Origin of the sequence: Pseudomonas sp. LS_2, from assembly GCF_042709235.1 — a bacterium.
Lineage (GTDB): Bacteria > Pseudomonadota > Gammaproteobacteria > Pseudomonadales > Pseudomonadaceae > Aquipseudomonas.
This window is the reverse complement of the sequence record NZ_JAVAYC010000016.1, coordinates 24,924-39,389: the sequence shown is the minus strand read 5'-3', so window position 1 is coordinate 39,389 and position 14,466 is coordinate 24,924. Positions and strand designations below refer to the sequence as shown.

Genomic DNA, 14,466 nt, shown 5'->3' with positions numbered 1-14,466 from the left:
CAATTGACGCTCCGCAACCAACCCTCTAACCTTCGCGCGTGTTTCAGGTGCCCCGCAGGCCTAGGCTCGGTGGGGTGAAACTGGGAAGCCGGTGAGCGCTTGCAAGGCGCGATTCCGGCGCTGCCCCCGCAACGGTAGGTGAGTCAACGCTGTGCATGGCCACTGGGTATCGCCACCCGGGAAGGCGCACGGCCAGGGCCAAGGCCCGCTCACGAGCCCGGAGACCGGCCTGAATACTGCCAATGGCATCACGGAGGGTGATGCGCGGTGCATCGTGGCGCTCGCCACGGCTGCTGCGCGTTGCGCTCCGCCTGCTTCTATCGACCTGTCGCTGCCTGGCCCACGCCAGCCTGTGCCCATGCGGTGCACCGACAGCCTGCGGAGACCCCCTGATGAGCGAACCCACCGAACGCGACGAACGTCACCTGGCGCGCATGCTGCGCAAGAAGGCGATCATCGACGAGCGCATCGCCAACGCCCCCAACGAATGCGGACTGCTGCTGGTGCTGACCGGCAACGGCAAGGGCAAGAGCAGCTCGGCCTTCGGCATGCTCGCTCGCGCCCTGGGCCATGGCATGCAGTGCGGCGTGGTGCAATTCATCAAGGGCCGCAACAGTACCGGCGAGGAACTGTTCTTCCGGCGCTTCCCCGAGCAGGTGCGCTACCACGTGATGGGCGAAGGTTTTACCTGGGAAACCCAGGACCGCCAACGCGACATCGCGGCCGCCGAGGCAGCCTGGGCGGTGTCGCGGCAACTGCTGCAAGACCCGTCGATACAGTTCGTGGTGCTCGATGAGCTGAACATCGCCCTCAAGCACGGCTATCTCGACCTCGACCAGGTGCTGTCCGACCTGCAGGCCCGTCCGCCGATGCAGCACGTGATCGTCACCGGTCGTGGGGCCAAGCCCGAGATGAACGAGCTGGCCGACACGGTCACCGAGATGGGCATGCTCAAGCACGCGTTCCAGGCCGGCATTCGTGCGCAGAAGGGTGTGGAACTTTGAATAAGGCGCGTCACTGCCCGGCGGTACTGATCGCCGCGCCTGCTTCGGGCCAGGGCAAGACCACGGTAACAGCCGCCCTGGCGCGGCTGCACCGCAACCTTGGGCGCAAGGTGCGGGTGTTCAAGTGCGGGCCGGATTTCCTCGACCCGATGATCCTCGAGCGAGCCAGCGGCGCGCCGGTGTACCAGCTGGACATGTGGATGATCGGTGAGCAGGAAAGCCGCCGCCTGCTTTGGGACGCCGCCGCCGAGGCTGACCTGATCCTGATCGAGGGGGTGATGGGGTTGTTCGACGGCACACCTTCGAGCGCCGACCTGGCGCGCCATTTCGGCGTGCCGGTGCTGGCAGTGATCGACGGCACGGCAATGGCCCAGACCTTCGGCGCCCTGGCCTTGGGCCTGGCGTGCTACCAGTCCGACCTGCCGTTCGCCGGGGTGCTGGCCAACCGGGTCGGCAGCCTGCGCCATGCGCAGTTGCTCGAAGGCAGCCTCAGTGAAGGCCTGCGTTGGTATGGCGGATTGTCCCGCGAGCGCGGTATCGAGTTGCCCAGCCGCCACCTGGGGCTGGTCCAGGCCAGTGAGTTGAATGACCTGGACGCACGCCTGGATGCCGCTGCCCAGGCGCTGGGCGCGAGTTGCGATGCCGCGCTGCCGCCTGCCGTGCGTTTTGCCGAACCGGAGCAGCAGGTGCCCGCACCTTTGCTTGCCGGGGTACGTATCGGCGTGGCGCGTGATGAAGCATTTGCCTTCCTCTATGGCGCCAACCTCGACCTGCTGCGTCGGCAAGGGGCGCAACTGGAATTCTTCTCGCCGCTGCACGACCGCGACCTGCCGCGGGTCGATAGCCTGTACCTGCCTGGCGGCTACCCCGAATTGCATCATCACGCCCTGGCCGCCAATGCACCGATGATCGAAGCGATCCGCGCCCACCATGCCCAGGGCAAGCCCTTGCTGGCCGAGTGTGGCGGCATGCTTTACCTGCTCGAGGCCCTGACCGATGTAGCCGGCGAGCGTGCCGAGCTGCTCGGCCTGCTGCCAGGCGAGGCGGTGATGCAGAAACGTCTCGCGGCCCTGGCCCTGCAAGCCGTGGAGCTGCCGGAAGGCACCCTGCGCGGGCACACCTACCACCATTCCCTGACCACCACCGCACTCGCACCCATCGCTCGCGGCCTGAGTCCCAACGGCGGGCGCGGTAACGAGGCGGTGTATCGCGTTGGAAGGCTGACGGCCTCCTACGTGCACTTCTATTTCCCATCCCACCCCGAGGCGGCGGCGGCGCTGTTGCGACCATGAACGACCAGGCTTTCAGTGCCGCTGAACGTGCAGCGGTATACCGCGCCATTGGCGAGCGCCGCGACATGCGCCATTTCAGCGGCGGGGAGGTAGCCCCCGAGCTGCTCGCGCGGCTGCTCGCCGCTGCGCACCAGGCGCCCAGCGTCGGCCTGATGCAGCCGTGGCGCTTCATCCGTATCAGCCAGCGCCCACTGCGCGGGCGCATCCAGGCGCTGGTGGAGGAGGAACGGGTGCGTACCGCCGAGGCACTCGGCGAGCGCTCGGACGAATTCATGAAGCTCAAGGTCGAAGGCATCGACAGCTGCGCCGAGGTGCTGGTGGCGGCGTTGATGGACAATCGCGAGCCGCACCTGTTCGGTCGCCGCACCTTGCCGGAAATGGACCTGGCCTCGCTGGCCTGCGCCATCCAGAACCTGTGGCTGGCCGCCCGCGCCGAAGGGCTCGGGATGGGCTGGGTGTCGCTGTTCGACCCCCAGGCCCTGGCCGAACTGCTGGGCATGCCCACGGGTGCCAAGCCTGTGGCAGTGCTGTGCCTGGGGCCGGTCGAGGCGTTTTATCCGGCGCCGATGCTGGTGCTGGAACAATGGGCGCAAGAACGTCCGCTGAGCGAGATGCTCTTTGAAAACCAGTGGGGAGAACGCCCATGAGCATCGCCCTGCTGACCTTGGCCGGTGTGGCCTTGGATGCCCTGTTCGGCGAACCGCAGCGGCGCCACCCGCTGGTGGCGTTCGGCAATTTCGCCAAGCGCCTGGAGCAGCGCTTCAACAGCGCTGGACGGGGCTGGCGCAGCCATGGCGTCACGGCTTGGTGCCTGGCGGTGCTGCCCTTGACCTTGCTGGCGTTGATCCTGTCCTGGCTGCCTAGGGTGGGGTGGATCGTGGACATGCTGGCGCTGTATTGCGCCCTTGGCCTGCGCAGCCTCGGCGAGCATGTGCTGCCGGTGGCCGACGCGTTGCGCCGAGGTGATCTGGACGAGGCGCGGCGCCGCGTCGGCTACCTGGTCAGCCGCGAAACCCGCGAACTGGACGAACCTGCCGTGGCCCGCGCGGCCACCGAGTCAGTGCTGGAGAATGGCAGCGACGCGGTGTTCGCAGCGCTGTTCTGGTTCATCGTGGCCGGTGCACCAGGTGTGGTGCTGTACCGGCTGAGCAATACCCTGGACGCCATGTGGGGCTACCGCAACGAGCGTTTCGAGCGTTTCGGCTGGGCTGCGGCGCGTATCGACGACGTGCTCAACTATATTCCCGCAAGACTGGTGGCCTTGACCTACGCCGTGCTGGGCAAGACCCGCCTGGCCCTGGCCTGCTGGCGCAAGCAGGCGCCGCTCTGGGACAGCCCCAACGCCGGGCCTGTGATGGCTGCCGGGGCGGGTGCCCTGGGGGTCGAACTGGGTGGACCTGCGGTGTACCACGGCGAACTGCACGAGCGCGCCACCCTGGGTGAAGGCCCGGCGGCCGACGCCGAGGCCATCGAGCGGGGCTGGAGCCTGGTGCAACGTGGCGTGTGGTTATGGCTGCTGCTGATCTGCCTGGGGGGGTACATCGATGCTTGAGCATGGAGGGCGCCTGCTGCGCGCCGTGCGCCAGTACGGTATCGCCCGCGAACAATGGCTGGACCTGTCGACCGGCATTGCGCCTTGGTCGTTTGCGGTGCCGTCGATACCACTCGATGCCTGGGCGCGCCTGCCGGAAAACGAGGATGGCCTGGAGCAGGCCGCACGCCGTTACTACGGAGTGGATAGCCTGCTGGCGGTGGCGGGTTCCCAGGCGGCGATACAGGCCTTGCCGCAGCTGCGTGCGCAGAGTCGGGTCGGGGTGCTGTCGCCGTGTTATGCCGAGCATCCACATGCTTGGGGCAAGGCTGGGCATACCTTGGTCGAACTCGGCGAAGCGCAGGTAGACGATGCCCTCGATAGCCTCGATGTACTGCTGCTGGTCAACCCCAACAACCCCACCGGCCTGCGTGTACCGCGCGAGCGCCTGCTGGGCTGGTACGCCCGTCTGGCGCAGCGTGGCGGTTGGCTGGTGGTCGATGAAGCGTTCATGGACAACACGCCCGACCAGAGCATCGTCGAGTGCTCGGGGCAGCCTGGGCTGATCGTGCTGCGCTCGTTCGGCAAATTCTTTGGCCTGGCCGGCGTGCGCCTGGGCTTCGTGATGGCCGAGCCGGGTCTGCTACACGCGCTGGGCGAGATACTGGGGCCATGGTGCGTCAGCGGCCCTACCCGGATGATTGGCCAAGCCTGCCTGCGCGATGAGGCGGCGCAACACCTGCAGCGAGTGCGTTGTGCCCAGGCCAGCCAACGCCTGGCTGCTCTGTTGGCGCAGGCTGGCCTGCCCGCCAGCGGCGGCTGCGACCTGTTCCAGTACGTGCGCAGCGAACGGGCCGAGCACCTGCATGACGTTCTCGCCCGTCGCGGCATTCTCGTGCGTCTGTTCGAAACCCCTCTGGCCGTGCGCCTGGGGCTGCCGGCCAGCGAAGCGCAAGAGCAGCGTCTACGCCAGGCCCTGGCCGATTACCAGAAGGAAACGGCATGACCACCCTCATGGTGCAAGGCACCACCTCCGATGCCGGCAAGAGCACGCTGGTGACCGCGCTGTGCCGCTGGGTGCTGCGCCAGGGCATCGCGGTGGTACCGTTCAAACCCCAGAACATGGCGCTCAACAGCGCGGTCACCGCCGACGGTGGCGAAATCGGCCGGGCCCAGGCGGTGCAGGCCCAGGCCTGCCGGCTGGCGCCACACACCGACATGAACCCGGTGCTGCTCAAGCCCAACAGCGACACCGGTGCCCAGGTGATCGTGCACGGTCGTGCAGTGACCAGCATGAATGCGGTGGCCTACCACGACTACAAGGCCATCGCCATGCAGGCGGTGCTGGCGTCCCACCAGCGCCTGAGCGCTGCCTATCCGGTGGTCATGGTGGAGGGCGCGGGCTCGCCCGCGGAGATCAACCTGCGTGCGGGCGATATCGCCAACATGGGCTTTGCCGAGGCGGTCGACTGCCCGGTAATCCTGGTGGCCGACATCAACCGTGGCGGCGTATTCGCCCACCTGGTCGGCACCCTCGAGCTGCTTTCGCCCAGCGAACAGGCGCGGGTCAAGGGATTCGTCATCAACCGCTTCCGCGGCGACATCGCCTTGTTGCAACCGGGCCTGGACTGGCTGGAGCAGCGTACTGGCAAGCCGGTCCTGGGGGTGTTGCCCTATGTCACCGACCTGCACCTGGAAGCCGAGGACGCCATCGATGCGCGCCAGCCCGATAAAGGCGAGAAGCTGCTCAAGGTGATCGTCCCGGTGCTGCCCCGTATTAGCAACCACACCGATTTCGACCCCCTGCGCCTGCATCCGCAGGTGGACCTGCAATTCATCGGCCCCGGCCAGCCGATCCCGCCAGCGGACCTGATCATCCTGCCCGGCTCCAAGAGCGTGCGCGCCGACCTCGCGCATTTGCGCACAGGTGGTTGGCACACCGCCATCGACCGGCACCTGCGCTATGGCGGCAAGCTCATCGGCATTTGTGGTGGGTTGCAGATGCTCGGCCGCGAGCTGCACGACCCGCTCGGCCTGGAAGGGCCGGCCGGCTCCAGCCCGGGGCTGGACCTGCTGGACTACGCCACCGTGCTGGAAGCCGACAAGCAACTGCGCAATGTCGCGGGTACTTTGACGCTTGGGCAGGCGCCGGTGGGCGGCTATGAGATCCACGCAGGCGTTACCCAGGGGCCGGCCCTGGAGCGGCCCGCAGTGCTGCTCGACGATGGCCGCGCCGACGGCGCCATCAGCGATGATGGGCAGGTGCTCGCCACCTACCTGCACGGGTTGTTCGAAGGTAGCCAGTCCTGCGCCACGCTGCTGCGCTGGGCAGGGCTCGCTGATGCGCAGGCCATCGACTACGAGGCCCTGCGCGAACGCGATATCGAGCGTTTGGCCGACCTGGTGGAGCAGCACCTGGACACCACTCGCCTGCGCCAACTGTGTGGAGTCGTCCGAGATGCATAACCTGATCCTTGGCGGTGCCCGCTCCGGCAAGAGTCGCCTGGCCGAGCAACTGGCCGTGGCCAGTGGCCTGGCGGTCACCTACATCGCCACCAGCGAGCCGCTGGATGGCGAAATGAATGAACGTGTACGCCTGCACCGTGAACGTCGCCCGGCAGCATGGGGGCTGATCGAAGAACCCCTGGCGCTGGCCGCCGTGTTGCGCGCCGAAGCCGCCGAGGGCCGCTGCCTGCTGGTGGACTGCTTGACCCTGTGGCTGACCAACCTGCTGATGCTCGATGACGACCGACGCCTGGCCGCAGAGCGCGATGCCTTGCTCGATGCCCTGCAAGGCCTGCCTGGCACGATCATCCTGGTCAGCAACGAAACCGGCCTGGGCGTTGTGCCCATGGGCGAGCTGACCCGGCGCTACGTCGACCAGGCCGGCTGGCTGCACCAGGCCGTCGCCGAACGCTGCCAACGCGTGGTGCTGACCGTCGCAGGCCTCCCCCTCATGCTCAAAGGACCCGCTTTATGAATACTTCCTGGTGGCGTGACGCCTGCCAAGCCCTCGACCTTGATGCCATGGAACAGGCCCGCGCCCGTCAGCAGCAACTGACCAAGCCGGCTGGCTCGCTGGGCCAGCTGGAAGACCTGGCGATTACCTTGGCGGCCTTGCAGGGTCGTGAGCGACCGAGCCTTGCGCAGGTCGCCATCGCGATCTTCGCGGGCGACCACGGGGTGGTGGAGGAGGGCATCTCCGCCTACCCGCAGGCGGTGACCGGGCAGATGCTGCGCAATTTCGTCAGCGGCGGCGCAGCAATCAGTGTGCTGGCCCGCGAGCTGGGTGCGACGCTGGAGGTGGTCGACCTCGGCACCATCGACCCCGACCTGGACTTGCCGGGTGTGCATCACCTGCGCCTGGGTGCCGGCACCGCGAACTTCGCGCGCACTGCCGCGATGACCGAGCCACAGTTGGATGCAGCCCTTGCAGCAGGGCGTGCCAGCGCCCTGCGTGCGGCCGCTCAAGGCGCACAGCTGTTCATCGGCGGCGAGATGGGCATTGGCAACACCACGGCGGCGGCAGCCGTGGCCAGCGCCTTGCTCAGCTGCCCGGCGCACAGCCTGAGCGGCCCAGGCACTGGCCTGGACAGCGCTGGGGTACGGCACAAGGCCGAGGTAATCGAGCAGGCGCTGGTGCTGCACGGCGTGCGTGCCGAGCAGCCGTTGCAGGTGCTGGCCCGGGTCGGCGGTTTCGAGATCGCGGCGCTGGCCGGCGCCTACCTGGCCTGTGCGCAGCAAGGCACCGTCGTTCTGGTGGATGGTTTCATCTGTAGCGTTGCCGCGCTGGTGGCCGTGCGCCTGAACCCGCAATGCCGCCCGTGGTTGCTGTTCGCCCACCAGGGCGCCGAGCCAGGGCATCAGGCCGTGCTGGCTGCCCTGGCAGCCGAGCCATTGCTGGCCCTGGGGTTGCGCCTGGGCGAGGGCAGCGGTGCGGCGCTGGCGGTGCCGTTGCTGCGCCTGGCCTGCGCCCTGCATGGGCAGATGGCAACCTTCGCCGAGGCCGCCGTCGCGGACCGCCCGGCATGATTCTCGACCTGCTGCGCCACGGCGAGACCGAGCAGGGCGGCGGCTTGCGCGGCAGCCTGGACGATGCCCTGACCAAGCGCGGTTGGGCGCAGATGCACGAGGCGGTTGTCGTGGCCGGGCCATGGGATGCGCTGGTCAGCTCGCCGCTGCAGCGGTGCGCGCGCTTTGCCGATCAACTGGGTGTGCGGCTTGGCTTGCCTGTGCAGCTCGAAGACGGGGTACGTGAGCTGCATTTCGGCGATTGGGAGGGGCGCAGTGCGGCGCAGATCATGGAACAGCAAGCCGACGAACTGGGCCGATTCTGGGCCGACCCCTATGGCTTCACGCCGCCTGCTGGCGAGCCGGTCAGCAACTTTGCCGAGCGGGTGCTGGCCGCTGTCGACGGGTTGCACCGGGTACATACGGGTAAGCGGGTGCTGCTGGTGACCCATGGTGGCGTCATGCGTTTGCTGCTGGCGCGAGCCCGGGGTTTGCCACGCGAGCAGTTGCTGCAGGTCGAAGTGGGGCATGGTGCGCTGGTGCGCTTGGTCGTCGGGGCTGACGGACAACTGCGCGAGGACGCCTGATGTTGCCATTCTGGATTGCCCTGCAATTTCTCAGCAGCCTGCCGGTAAGCCTTCCGGGCATGCCCGAGCCCAGGCAGATGGGGCGTTCGCTGCTGTTCTACCCGGTGGTGGGTGTTCTGTTCGGCCTGTTGCTGTGGTTGGCCAGCTACCTGTTGAGCGACACTGCCGCGCCGTTGCATGCGGCCTTGTTGTTGGCGCTCTGGGGGCTGCTCAGTGGCGCCTTGCACCTCGACGGTCTGGCCGACAGTGCCGATGCCTGGCTGGGTGGGTTCGGCGACCGCGAGCGCACCTTGCAGATCATGAAGGACCCACGCAGCGGCCCCATTGCCGTGGTGATCCTGGTGCTGGTGCTGCTGCTGAAATTCTGTGCCTTGTGGGTGCTGGTCGAGCGCGGGGTCGGTGCCGAACTGCTACTGGCGCCGTTGCTGGGGCGGGCAGCCTTGCTGGCCTTGTTCCTGAGTACGCCTTATGTGCGAGCAGGTGGGCTTGGCGCGGCCTTGGCCGAGCACCTGCCGCGACGCGCGGCGGCGTGGGTGTTGGCGATTACCCTTGGCGGATGCCTGCTGCTTGCAGGCGTCTGGCCAATGCTACTGGCGGTGGCGGTGTTCCTTGGATTGCGACGGGCGATGTGCCGACGGTTGGGCGGGACTACCGGCGATACCGCCGGGGCGTTGTTGGAATTGCTGGAAATGGCCGTGTTGGTGGGCTTGGCGCTGGGACTTTGATGGGCCCGTGGTCAGTGTCGGTCTGAGGTACAACTATTTCCTACCTGCTTCGCCTGCATATCCTCTGCCGCAGCCCCGTATCCTTCAGCGCTTCGAGCTCGAGCCAATTCGCAAGCGTCTGACACCTTAGAAACGTCTTGCAACATCCCTGATGCGGGTATATACACGTATCCCATGCTGACCAGTGAATGCCTTTGTACCCATCTGCGTCGTGCCGCCCGCGGGGTGAGCCGACATTACGACGAAGCGCTTGCCGATGTCGGGATCAACGTCGCCCAGTTTTCCCTGCTGCGCCATGTGCAACGCCTGGACGACCCGACGATCACCGGCCTGGCCGAGGCCATGGGCCTGGACCGCAGCACCTTGGGCCGCAACCTGCGAGTACTGGAGGCCGATGGCCTGGTGTCGTTGGGCGAAGGTCGCGACCAGCGCAACCGCCTGGTGCGCCTGAGCGAAGCGGGTAGCCGCTGCGTCGAGGCCGCCCTGCCTGCCTGGCGGCGAGCCCAGCAGCAGTTGCTGGAGCGGCTGGGGCATGAGCAGCGTGACGAACTGGTGCGTCTACTGGAGCAACTGGCCTGACTGACGCGTCACCCACAAAAGCGGGGAGATACCCGCGCAAACCTTGCGATGGCTTGGAGATAACTTCGATGACTTCTGTTTGGCGAACCAGCGGCTGGGTGCTTCTTGGGGCGGCGTTGATCCTCGCCCTGTCGCTGGGCGTGCGGCACGGCTTCGGCCTGTTCCTGGCACCGATGAGTGCGGAATTCGGCTGGGGCCGGGAAGTGTTCGCCTTCGCCATCGCCCTGCAGAACCTGATCTGGGGCCTGGCCCAACCCTTCGCTGGTGCGCTGGCCGACCGCCTGGGCGCGGCGAAGGTAGTGATAGTCGGTGGCATTCTCTACACCGTCGGCCTGGTGCTGATGGGCATGGCCGACTCGGCCTGGTCGCTGTCGCTGAGCGCCGGGCTGCTGATCGGCATCGGCCTTTCCGGGACCTCGTTCTCGGTGATCCTCGGCGTGGTCGGGCGTGCGGTGCCGGCGGAAAAACGCAGCATGGCCATGGGTATCGCCAGTGCCGCCGGCTCCTTCGGCCAGTTCGCCATGCTGCCGGGCACCTTGGGCTTGATCCAGTGGCTGGGCTGGTCGGCGGCGCTGCTGGTGCTGGGCATGATGGTCGCGTTGATCGTGCCTTTCGTGGGGCTGCTGCGCGACCGCCCGCTGCCGAGCAAAGGCAATGAGCAGACCCTCGGCCAAGCGCTGCGCGAGGCCTGCTCGCACTCGGGCTTCTGGCTGCTGGCCTTGGGCTTCTTCGTCTGTGGTTTCCAGGTGGTGTTCATCGGTGTGCACCTGCCGGCCTACCTGGTCGACCAGCACTTGCCGGCGACCATCGGCACCACGGTGCTGGCGTTGGTCGGGCTGTTCAACATCGTCGGCACCTACACTGCGGGTTGGCTGGGGGGGCGCATGTCCAAGCCGCGGCTGCTGACGGCGCTGTACCTGCTGCGCGCGGTAGTCATCGTGTTGTTCCTGTGGGCGCCGGTGACCGAGTTCAGCGCTTATCTGTTCGGTATCGCCATGGGCCTGCTGTGGCTGTCGACGGTGCCGCTGACCAACGGCACCGTGGCCACGCTGTTCGGCGTGCGCAACCTGTCGATGCTCGGCGGTATCGTGTTCCTGTTCCACCAACTGGGGGCCTTCCTCGGCGGCTGGCTGGGCGGGGTGGTGTACGACAGCACCGGTAGCTACGAACTGGTGTGGCAGATCTCGATCCTGCTGAGCCTGCTGGCTGCCGCGCTGAACTGGCCGGTGCGCGAGCGGCCGGTCGCCCGCTTGCAGGCATCGGCCGCATGAACCGCTACCTGGCCCGTGGCCTGCTGGCTGCCGGCGCCCTGCTGTTGCTGGCGCTGGCCTGGTGGGGCTGGCAGAAGGGTGGTTTGCCGTTGATGCAGCTGGGCATGAGTGTCTGTTAGGCGCTACCCTGCAAGGTCTAGGACCTTTCTTGCAGGAGATGCAGATCATGCTTACGCGCTGGCTCACCATTCCCTTGCTGGCGCTGGCCGCCACCAGTTCCAGTTGGGCGGCGGACTGCCCCGCCGTGTTGCAGGGCAGCCTGCCGGAGCTGCGTGGCAAGGGCCAGGTCGACCTGTGCCAGCGCTTCGCGGGGAAGCCGCTGGTGGTCATCAATACCGCCAGTTACTGCGGCTTCGCGCCGCAGTTCGAAGGGTTGGAAGCTACCTACAAGACCTACCACGACCAAGGCCTGGAAATGCTCGGCGTGCCGTCCAATGACTTCAAGCAGGAAGACACCGACGAAGAGAAGACCGCCAAGGTCTGCTACGCCAACTACGGCGTGACCTTCACCATGACCAAGACCCAGGCCGTGCGCGGCAAGGACGCAGTGCCCTTGTTCGTCGAGCTGGCGCGCCAGAGCAGCGCACCGAAGTGGAATTTCTACAAGTACGTGGTCGACCGCAAGGGCAAGGTCATCGGCAATTTCTCAAGCCTGACCAAGCCGGATGACCCGGAATTCCGCGCGGCGATCGAGAAGGCGATCGCATCGCAGCCTTGATGTTATTGGTGGGTGCGCACGGTCAGTGCAACCAGGCGCAGCACGATCGGGCGCACGATCAGCACGCAGACGAACGCTACCGGCATCGCCAGCTGATAGGCCTTGAGCACCTTGCCCAGGTAGTCGCCGTGCACTCCGCCGTTGGCAGCGGTGATCACGAAACACATCAACATTGCCATGATTCCTGACATGTAGAAGGCGAACACGTAGGGGGTAGCGGCGGGGTGCAGTTTGGCGCGGCTGCGCAGGGTGGACGCTTTGTTCATCGTCGGCTCCTTTGTGAATATCCAGGCACAGCGTAGCAAGCAGCCGGCCTGTTGCTGTAGACCCTCGGCAGTGAGTTCTTTATAAAGAGATTCTTACGAATCATCGGGAGTCGGCATGGACTTGCTCAACGCCATGCGCAGTTTCATCAAGGTGGTGGAGGCGGGCAGCATTGCTGGCGCCGCCCGCAACCTGGGCCTGACACCTGCTGCGGTCAGCCAGAACCTGTCACGCCTGGAAAGCCACCTGCAGGTACGCCTGCTGTCACGCAGTACCCGCAGCATGGCGCTGACCCCAGCGGGAGGCCTCTACTACGAACGGGTCAAGCATGTTGAGCGCGACCTGGCCCTGGCCGAGCAGGCGGTGACCACCCCCGACAGCGAACCCCAGGGGCGTTTGTGCATCGCTTCCACCTCGGCATTCGGGCGGCATGTACTGGCGCCGCTGATTCCTGAATTCAGCGCCCGCTACCCCTTGCTTTCGATAGAGTTGGTGACGACTGATCGCAAGGTCAATCATGCCCGCGAAGGCATCGATGTGAGCATACGCATTACCCCGCAACTGGAAGACAACCTGGTCGCGCGACACGTCGCGCGCATTCCCTTCATCTACTGCGCTTCGCCCGGCTACCTGGCCACGGCCGGCTGGCCAGGCACGCCGGAGGCTTTGCGCGAGCACCGTTGCCTGGTGTTTCGCTACCCGGTTGACGGGCGTTTCCTGCGTTGGGGGTTCGTGCGCGATGGGCTGCGCTTCGAGGTCGAGTTCGGTGCCGTGCTGATCAGCGACGACATCGACGCCCTGGCGCAGATGGCCGTCAACCACGGCGGCATCGCGCGCATGGCGGAGTTCATTGCCCGTCCTTACCTGGACAGCGGCCAACTGGTGCCGCTGTTCGAGCAGCGCGATGACAGCCAGGCCTATGCCCAGGCCGAACCGATGGACGTCTACCTGTGCCTGTCCGACCGTTTCGCCATGACGGCCAAGGTCCGCGCCTTCATGGATTTCCTGCAGAACGCCCTGGGCGACGCTTGGCTGGTACGACAGGCATGAAAAAACCGCCACGAGGGCGGTTTCTTAATACGCTACGAACCGCTTAGAAGCGGTAAGTGAGCGAGGCGCCTATACCGTGGGCGCTGTTTTCGTACTTGGCCTGGTAGCTACCCTTGGTCGCGCTGACATGGTTGACCTTGGTGTCTTCTTCCCACAGGTAGGAATAAGCCACGTCGATGGTCATGTCGTCGGTTGGGCTGTAGCCGGCACCGAGGCTGAAGATCTTGCGATCGCCAGTTGGGATGCGCGGGGAGCGGTCCTGGTTGTTGGTGGGCGACTGGTCGACGGTAAAGCCGGTACGCAGGGTCCACTGCTTGTTCACCTTGTAGGACGCGCCGACGGCGTGGGCCCAGGTGTCGTGCCAGTTCTGCTCTTCGCTGATGGTGCCGAAGCTCGGGTTCAGCGGGGCAGGCACTTCGTTGGTGACGGTGATGTCCTTCAGGCGGCTCCAGCGGGTCCAGGTGCTGCCTGCGTACAGGGTCCAGTTGTCATCCAGCTCGTGGGTGACCGAGACGTCCACCGATTCCGGAGTCTTGATCTTCAGCTCGGCATCGAACTTGCTGCCGCTGAACGGGCCGATCAGCGGGGTTTGGATCTTGGTCTTGCCTTCGAGCTTGTAGTCGACCATCGAGTGGTAGGTCAGGCCCAGGCGGGTGCGATCGGTGGCCTGCACCAGGATACCAATGTTATAGCCGACGGCAGTGTCGTCGCCTTTGATCTTCACTTCGCCATCGTTGCGACCAGGGGTGGTCGGGGTAATCAGGCTCGAACCCAGCTCGCCCTTGATGCGGTTGAAGGTCGGGCCGAAGCCGATCGAGACCTTGTCGTTGAAGGCGTAGCTGATGGTGGGTTGGAAGGTGACCACTTCAACGTGGCTCTTCTTGCCCCAGTAGCGGGCGGCATCGTCGCTGCCGTAGTCGGTGACCAGGCCGAACGGCACGTAGACGCCGAAGCCTACGGTCCAGTTGTCGTCCAGTGGCTTGACGTAGTAACCCATGGGCACGCCCACGACAGGCACCATGTCACCGTCGGTTTCTCCACCCAGGTTGCTGCCTGGGCCCGAGATGTCGGTCTTGGCGATGATGGCAGCGCCACCTACGGTGATTTGTTCGCGCTTGAGGCGCGACATGCCGGCAGGGTTGCCGTGAACGGTCGAGGCATCATCGGCAGCGGAAGAACGACCCGCAAAACCTGTCCCCATGCCACTGACGCTTTGTTCGTTGAGGGCGAAACCGCTGGCGAACACGTGGCTGGACGCGAGCGCGATGGCTACGCCGAGGGAGGTTTTGAGCATTGCTTTTTTCATTATTAGAAACTCCTTGGGATCTCCGGGGCGAGAAGCTACCAACAATTCACGCACTACGCCATAGGCTGAAACCATGGAGATAGAGCGGTTTTGTAGGACAATCTGACCAAAATTCCCTTTTTTCGGGT

17 protein-coding genes and 1 riboswitch are annotated in these 14,466 nt (G+C 65.9%); of the genes, 15 read left to right on the top strand and 2 right to left on the bottom strand.

The annotated features are described in order from the left end of the window. The first annotated feature begins 28 nt into the window (after positions 1 to 28). Positions 29 to 248: riboswitch (cobalamin riboswitch) on the top strand. Between the two features lie 144 nt (positions 249 to 392). The 14 genes from cobO to RAC97_RS15785 all read left to right on the top strand — a co-directional run bounded on the left by cobO (position 393) and on the right by RAC97_RS15785 (position 11,718). Then, a complete protein-coding gene (gene cobO / locus RAC97_RS15850; RefSeq protein ID WP_375100254.1) occupies positions 393 to 1,004 on the top strand; it encodes a cob(I)yrinic acid a,c-diamide adenosyltransferase in 612 nt (203 codons plus the stop codon). After that, positions 1,001 to 2,296, top strand: coding sequence for a cobyrinate a,c-diamide synthase (locus RAC97_RS15845; RefSeq protein WP_375100253.1), 1,296 nt, complete (start codon positions 1,001 to 1,003; stop codon positions 2,294 to 2,296). The genes cobO and RAC97_RS15845 overlap by 4 nt, the downstream gene beginning before the upstream one ends. Next, positions 2,293 to 2,943 (top strand): 5,6-dimethylbenzimidazole synthase, encoded by a 651-nt coding sequence (gene bluB / locus RAC97_RS15840; protein ID WP_375100252.1) that lies wholly within the window; start codon positions 2,293 to 2,295, stop codon positions 2,941 to 2,943. The genes RAC97_RS15845 and bluB overlap by 4 nt, the downstream gene beginning before the upstream one ends. Next, positions 2,940 to 3,848, top strand: a complete 909-nt coding sequence (cbiB, locus tag RAC97_RS15835) for an adenosylcobinamide-phosphate synthase CbiB (RefSeq protein ID WP_375100251.1) — start codon at positions 2,940 to 2,942, stop codon at positions 3,846 to 3,848. Before bluB ends, cbiB begins: the two co-directional genes overlap by 4 nt. Further along, positions 3,841 to 4,833, top strand: a complete 993-nt coding sequence (gene cobD / locus RAC97_RS15830; protein ID WP_375100250.1) for a threonine-phosphate decarboxylase CobD — start codon at positions 3,841 to 3,843, stop codon at positions 4,831 to 4,833. Before cbiB ends, cobD begins: the two co-directional genes overlap by 8 nt. After that, positions 4,830 to 6,293 carry a cobyric acid synthase gene (locus tag RAC97_RS15825; protein WP_375100249.1) on the top strand — a complete coding sequence of 488 codons (1,464 nt, stop codon included), beginning with the start codon at positions 4,830 to 4,832 and terminating at the stop codon, positions 6,291 to 6,293. The genes cobD and RAC97_RS15825 overlap by 4 nt, the downstream gene beginning before the upstream one ends. Then, positions 6,286 to 6,807, top strand: a complete 522-nt coding sequence (gene cobU / locus RAC97_RS15820; protein ID WP_375100248.1) for a bifunctional adenosylcobinamide kinase/adenosylcobinamide-phosphate guanylyltransferase — start codon at positions 6,286 to 6,288, stop codon at positions 6,805 to 6,807. Before RAC97_RS15825 ends, cobU begins: the two co-directional genes overlap by 8 nt. Further along, positions 6,804 to 7,859, top strand: coding sequence for a nicotinate-nucleotide--dimethylbenzimidazole phosphoribosyltransferase (cobT, locus tag RAC97_RS15815; protein WP_375100247.1), 1,056 nt, complete (start codon positions 6,804 to 6,806; stop codon positions 7,857 to 7,859). The genes cobU and cobT overlap by 4 nt, the downstream gene beginning before the upstream one ends. Beyond that, positions 7,856 to 8,425: an alpha-ribazole phosphatase family protein gene (gene cobC / locus RAC97_RS15810; RefSeq protein WP_375100246.1), complete on the top strand. Its 570-nt coding sequence runs from the start codon at positions 7,856 to 7,858 to the stop codon at positions 8,423 to 8,425. Before cobT ends, cobC begins: the two co-directional genes overlap by 4 nt. After that, complete coding sequence (locus RAC97_RS15805) at positions 8,425 to 9,150, top strand: adenosylcobinamide-GDP ribazoletransferase (protein ID WP_375100245.1); 726 nt, start codon at positions 8,425 to 8,427, stop codon at positions 9,148 to 9,150. The genes cobC and RAC97_RS15805 overlap by 1 nt, the downstream gene beginning before the upstream one ends. A 174-nt stretch (positions 9,151 to 9,324) precedes the next feature. Beyond that, positions 9,325 to 9,729: a MarR family winged helix-turn-helix transcriptional regulator gene (locus tag RAC97_RS15800; protein WP_375100244.1), complete on the top strand. Its 405-nt coding sequence runs from the start codon at positions 9,325 to 9,327 to the stop codon at positions 9,727 to 9,729. Between the two features lie 68 nt (positions 9,730 to 9,797). Then, positions 9,798 to 11,000 carry an MFS transporter gene (locus RAC97_RS15795; RefSeq protein WP_377748222.1) on the top strand — a complete coding sequence of 401 codons (1,203 nt, stop codon included), beginning with the start codon at positions 9,798 to 9,800 and terminating at the stop codon, positions 10,998 to 11,000. After that, positions 10,997 to 11,119 carry a hypothetical protein gene (locus RAC97_RS15790; RefSeq protein WP_375100243.1) on the top strand — a complete coding sequence of 41 codons (123 nt, stop codon included), beginning with the start codon at positions 10,997 to 10,999 and terminating at the stop codon, positions 11,117 to 11,119. The genes RAC97_RS15795 and RAC97_RS15790 overlap by 4 nt, the downstream gene beginning before the upstream one ends. Before the next feature lie 47 nt (positions 11,120 to 11,166). Further along, positions 11,167 to 11,718, top strand: a complete 552-nt coding sequence (locus tag RAC97_RS15785; RefSeq protein WP_375100242.1) for a glutathione peroxidase — start codon at positions 11,167 to 11,169, stop codon at positions 11,716 to 11,718. Between the two features lie 2 nt (positions 11,719 to 11,720). On the opposite strand, the gene RAC97_RS15780 is transcribed toward RAC97_RS15785, so the two are convergent. Beyond that, on the bottom strand, positions 11,721 to 11,984 hold the full coding sequence (locus tag RAC97_RS15780; RefSeq protein ID WP_375100241.1) for a DUF2798 domain-containing protein: 264 nt from the start codon (positions 11,982 to 11,984) through the stop codon (positions 11,721 to 11,723). Between the two features lie 115 nt (positions 11,985 to 12,099). Here RAC97_RS15780 and RAC97_RS15775 point away from each other — a divergent pair, with 115 nt between their 5' ends. Beyond that, positions 12,100 to 13,032, top strand: coding sequence for a LysR family transcriptional regulator (locus tag RAC97_RS15775; protein WP_375100240.1), 933 nt, complete (start codon positions 12,100 to 12,102; stop codon positions 13,030 to 13,032). A gap of 43 nt (positions 13,033 to 13,075) precedes the next feature. Here RAC97_RS15775 and RAC97_RS15770 read toward each other — a convergent pair whose 3' ends face one another. Beyond that, a complete protein-coding gene (locus tag RAC97_RS15770; protein ID WP_375100239.1) occupies positions 13,076 to 14,338 on the bottom strand; it encodes an OmpP1/FadL family transporter in 1,263 nt (420 codons plus the stop codon). Between the last annotated feature and the right edge of the window lie 128 nt (positions 14,339 to 14,466).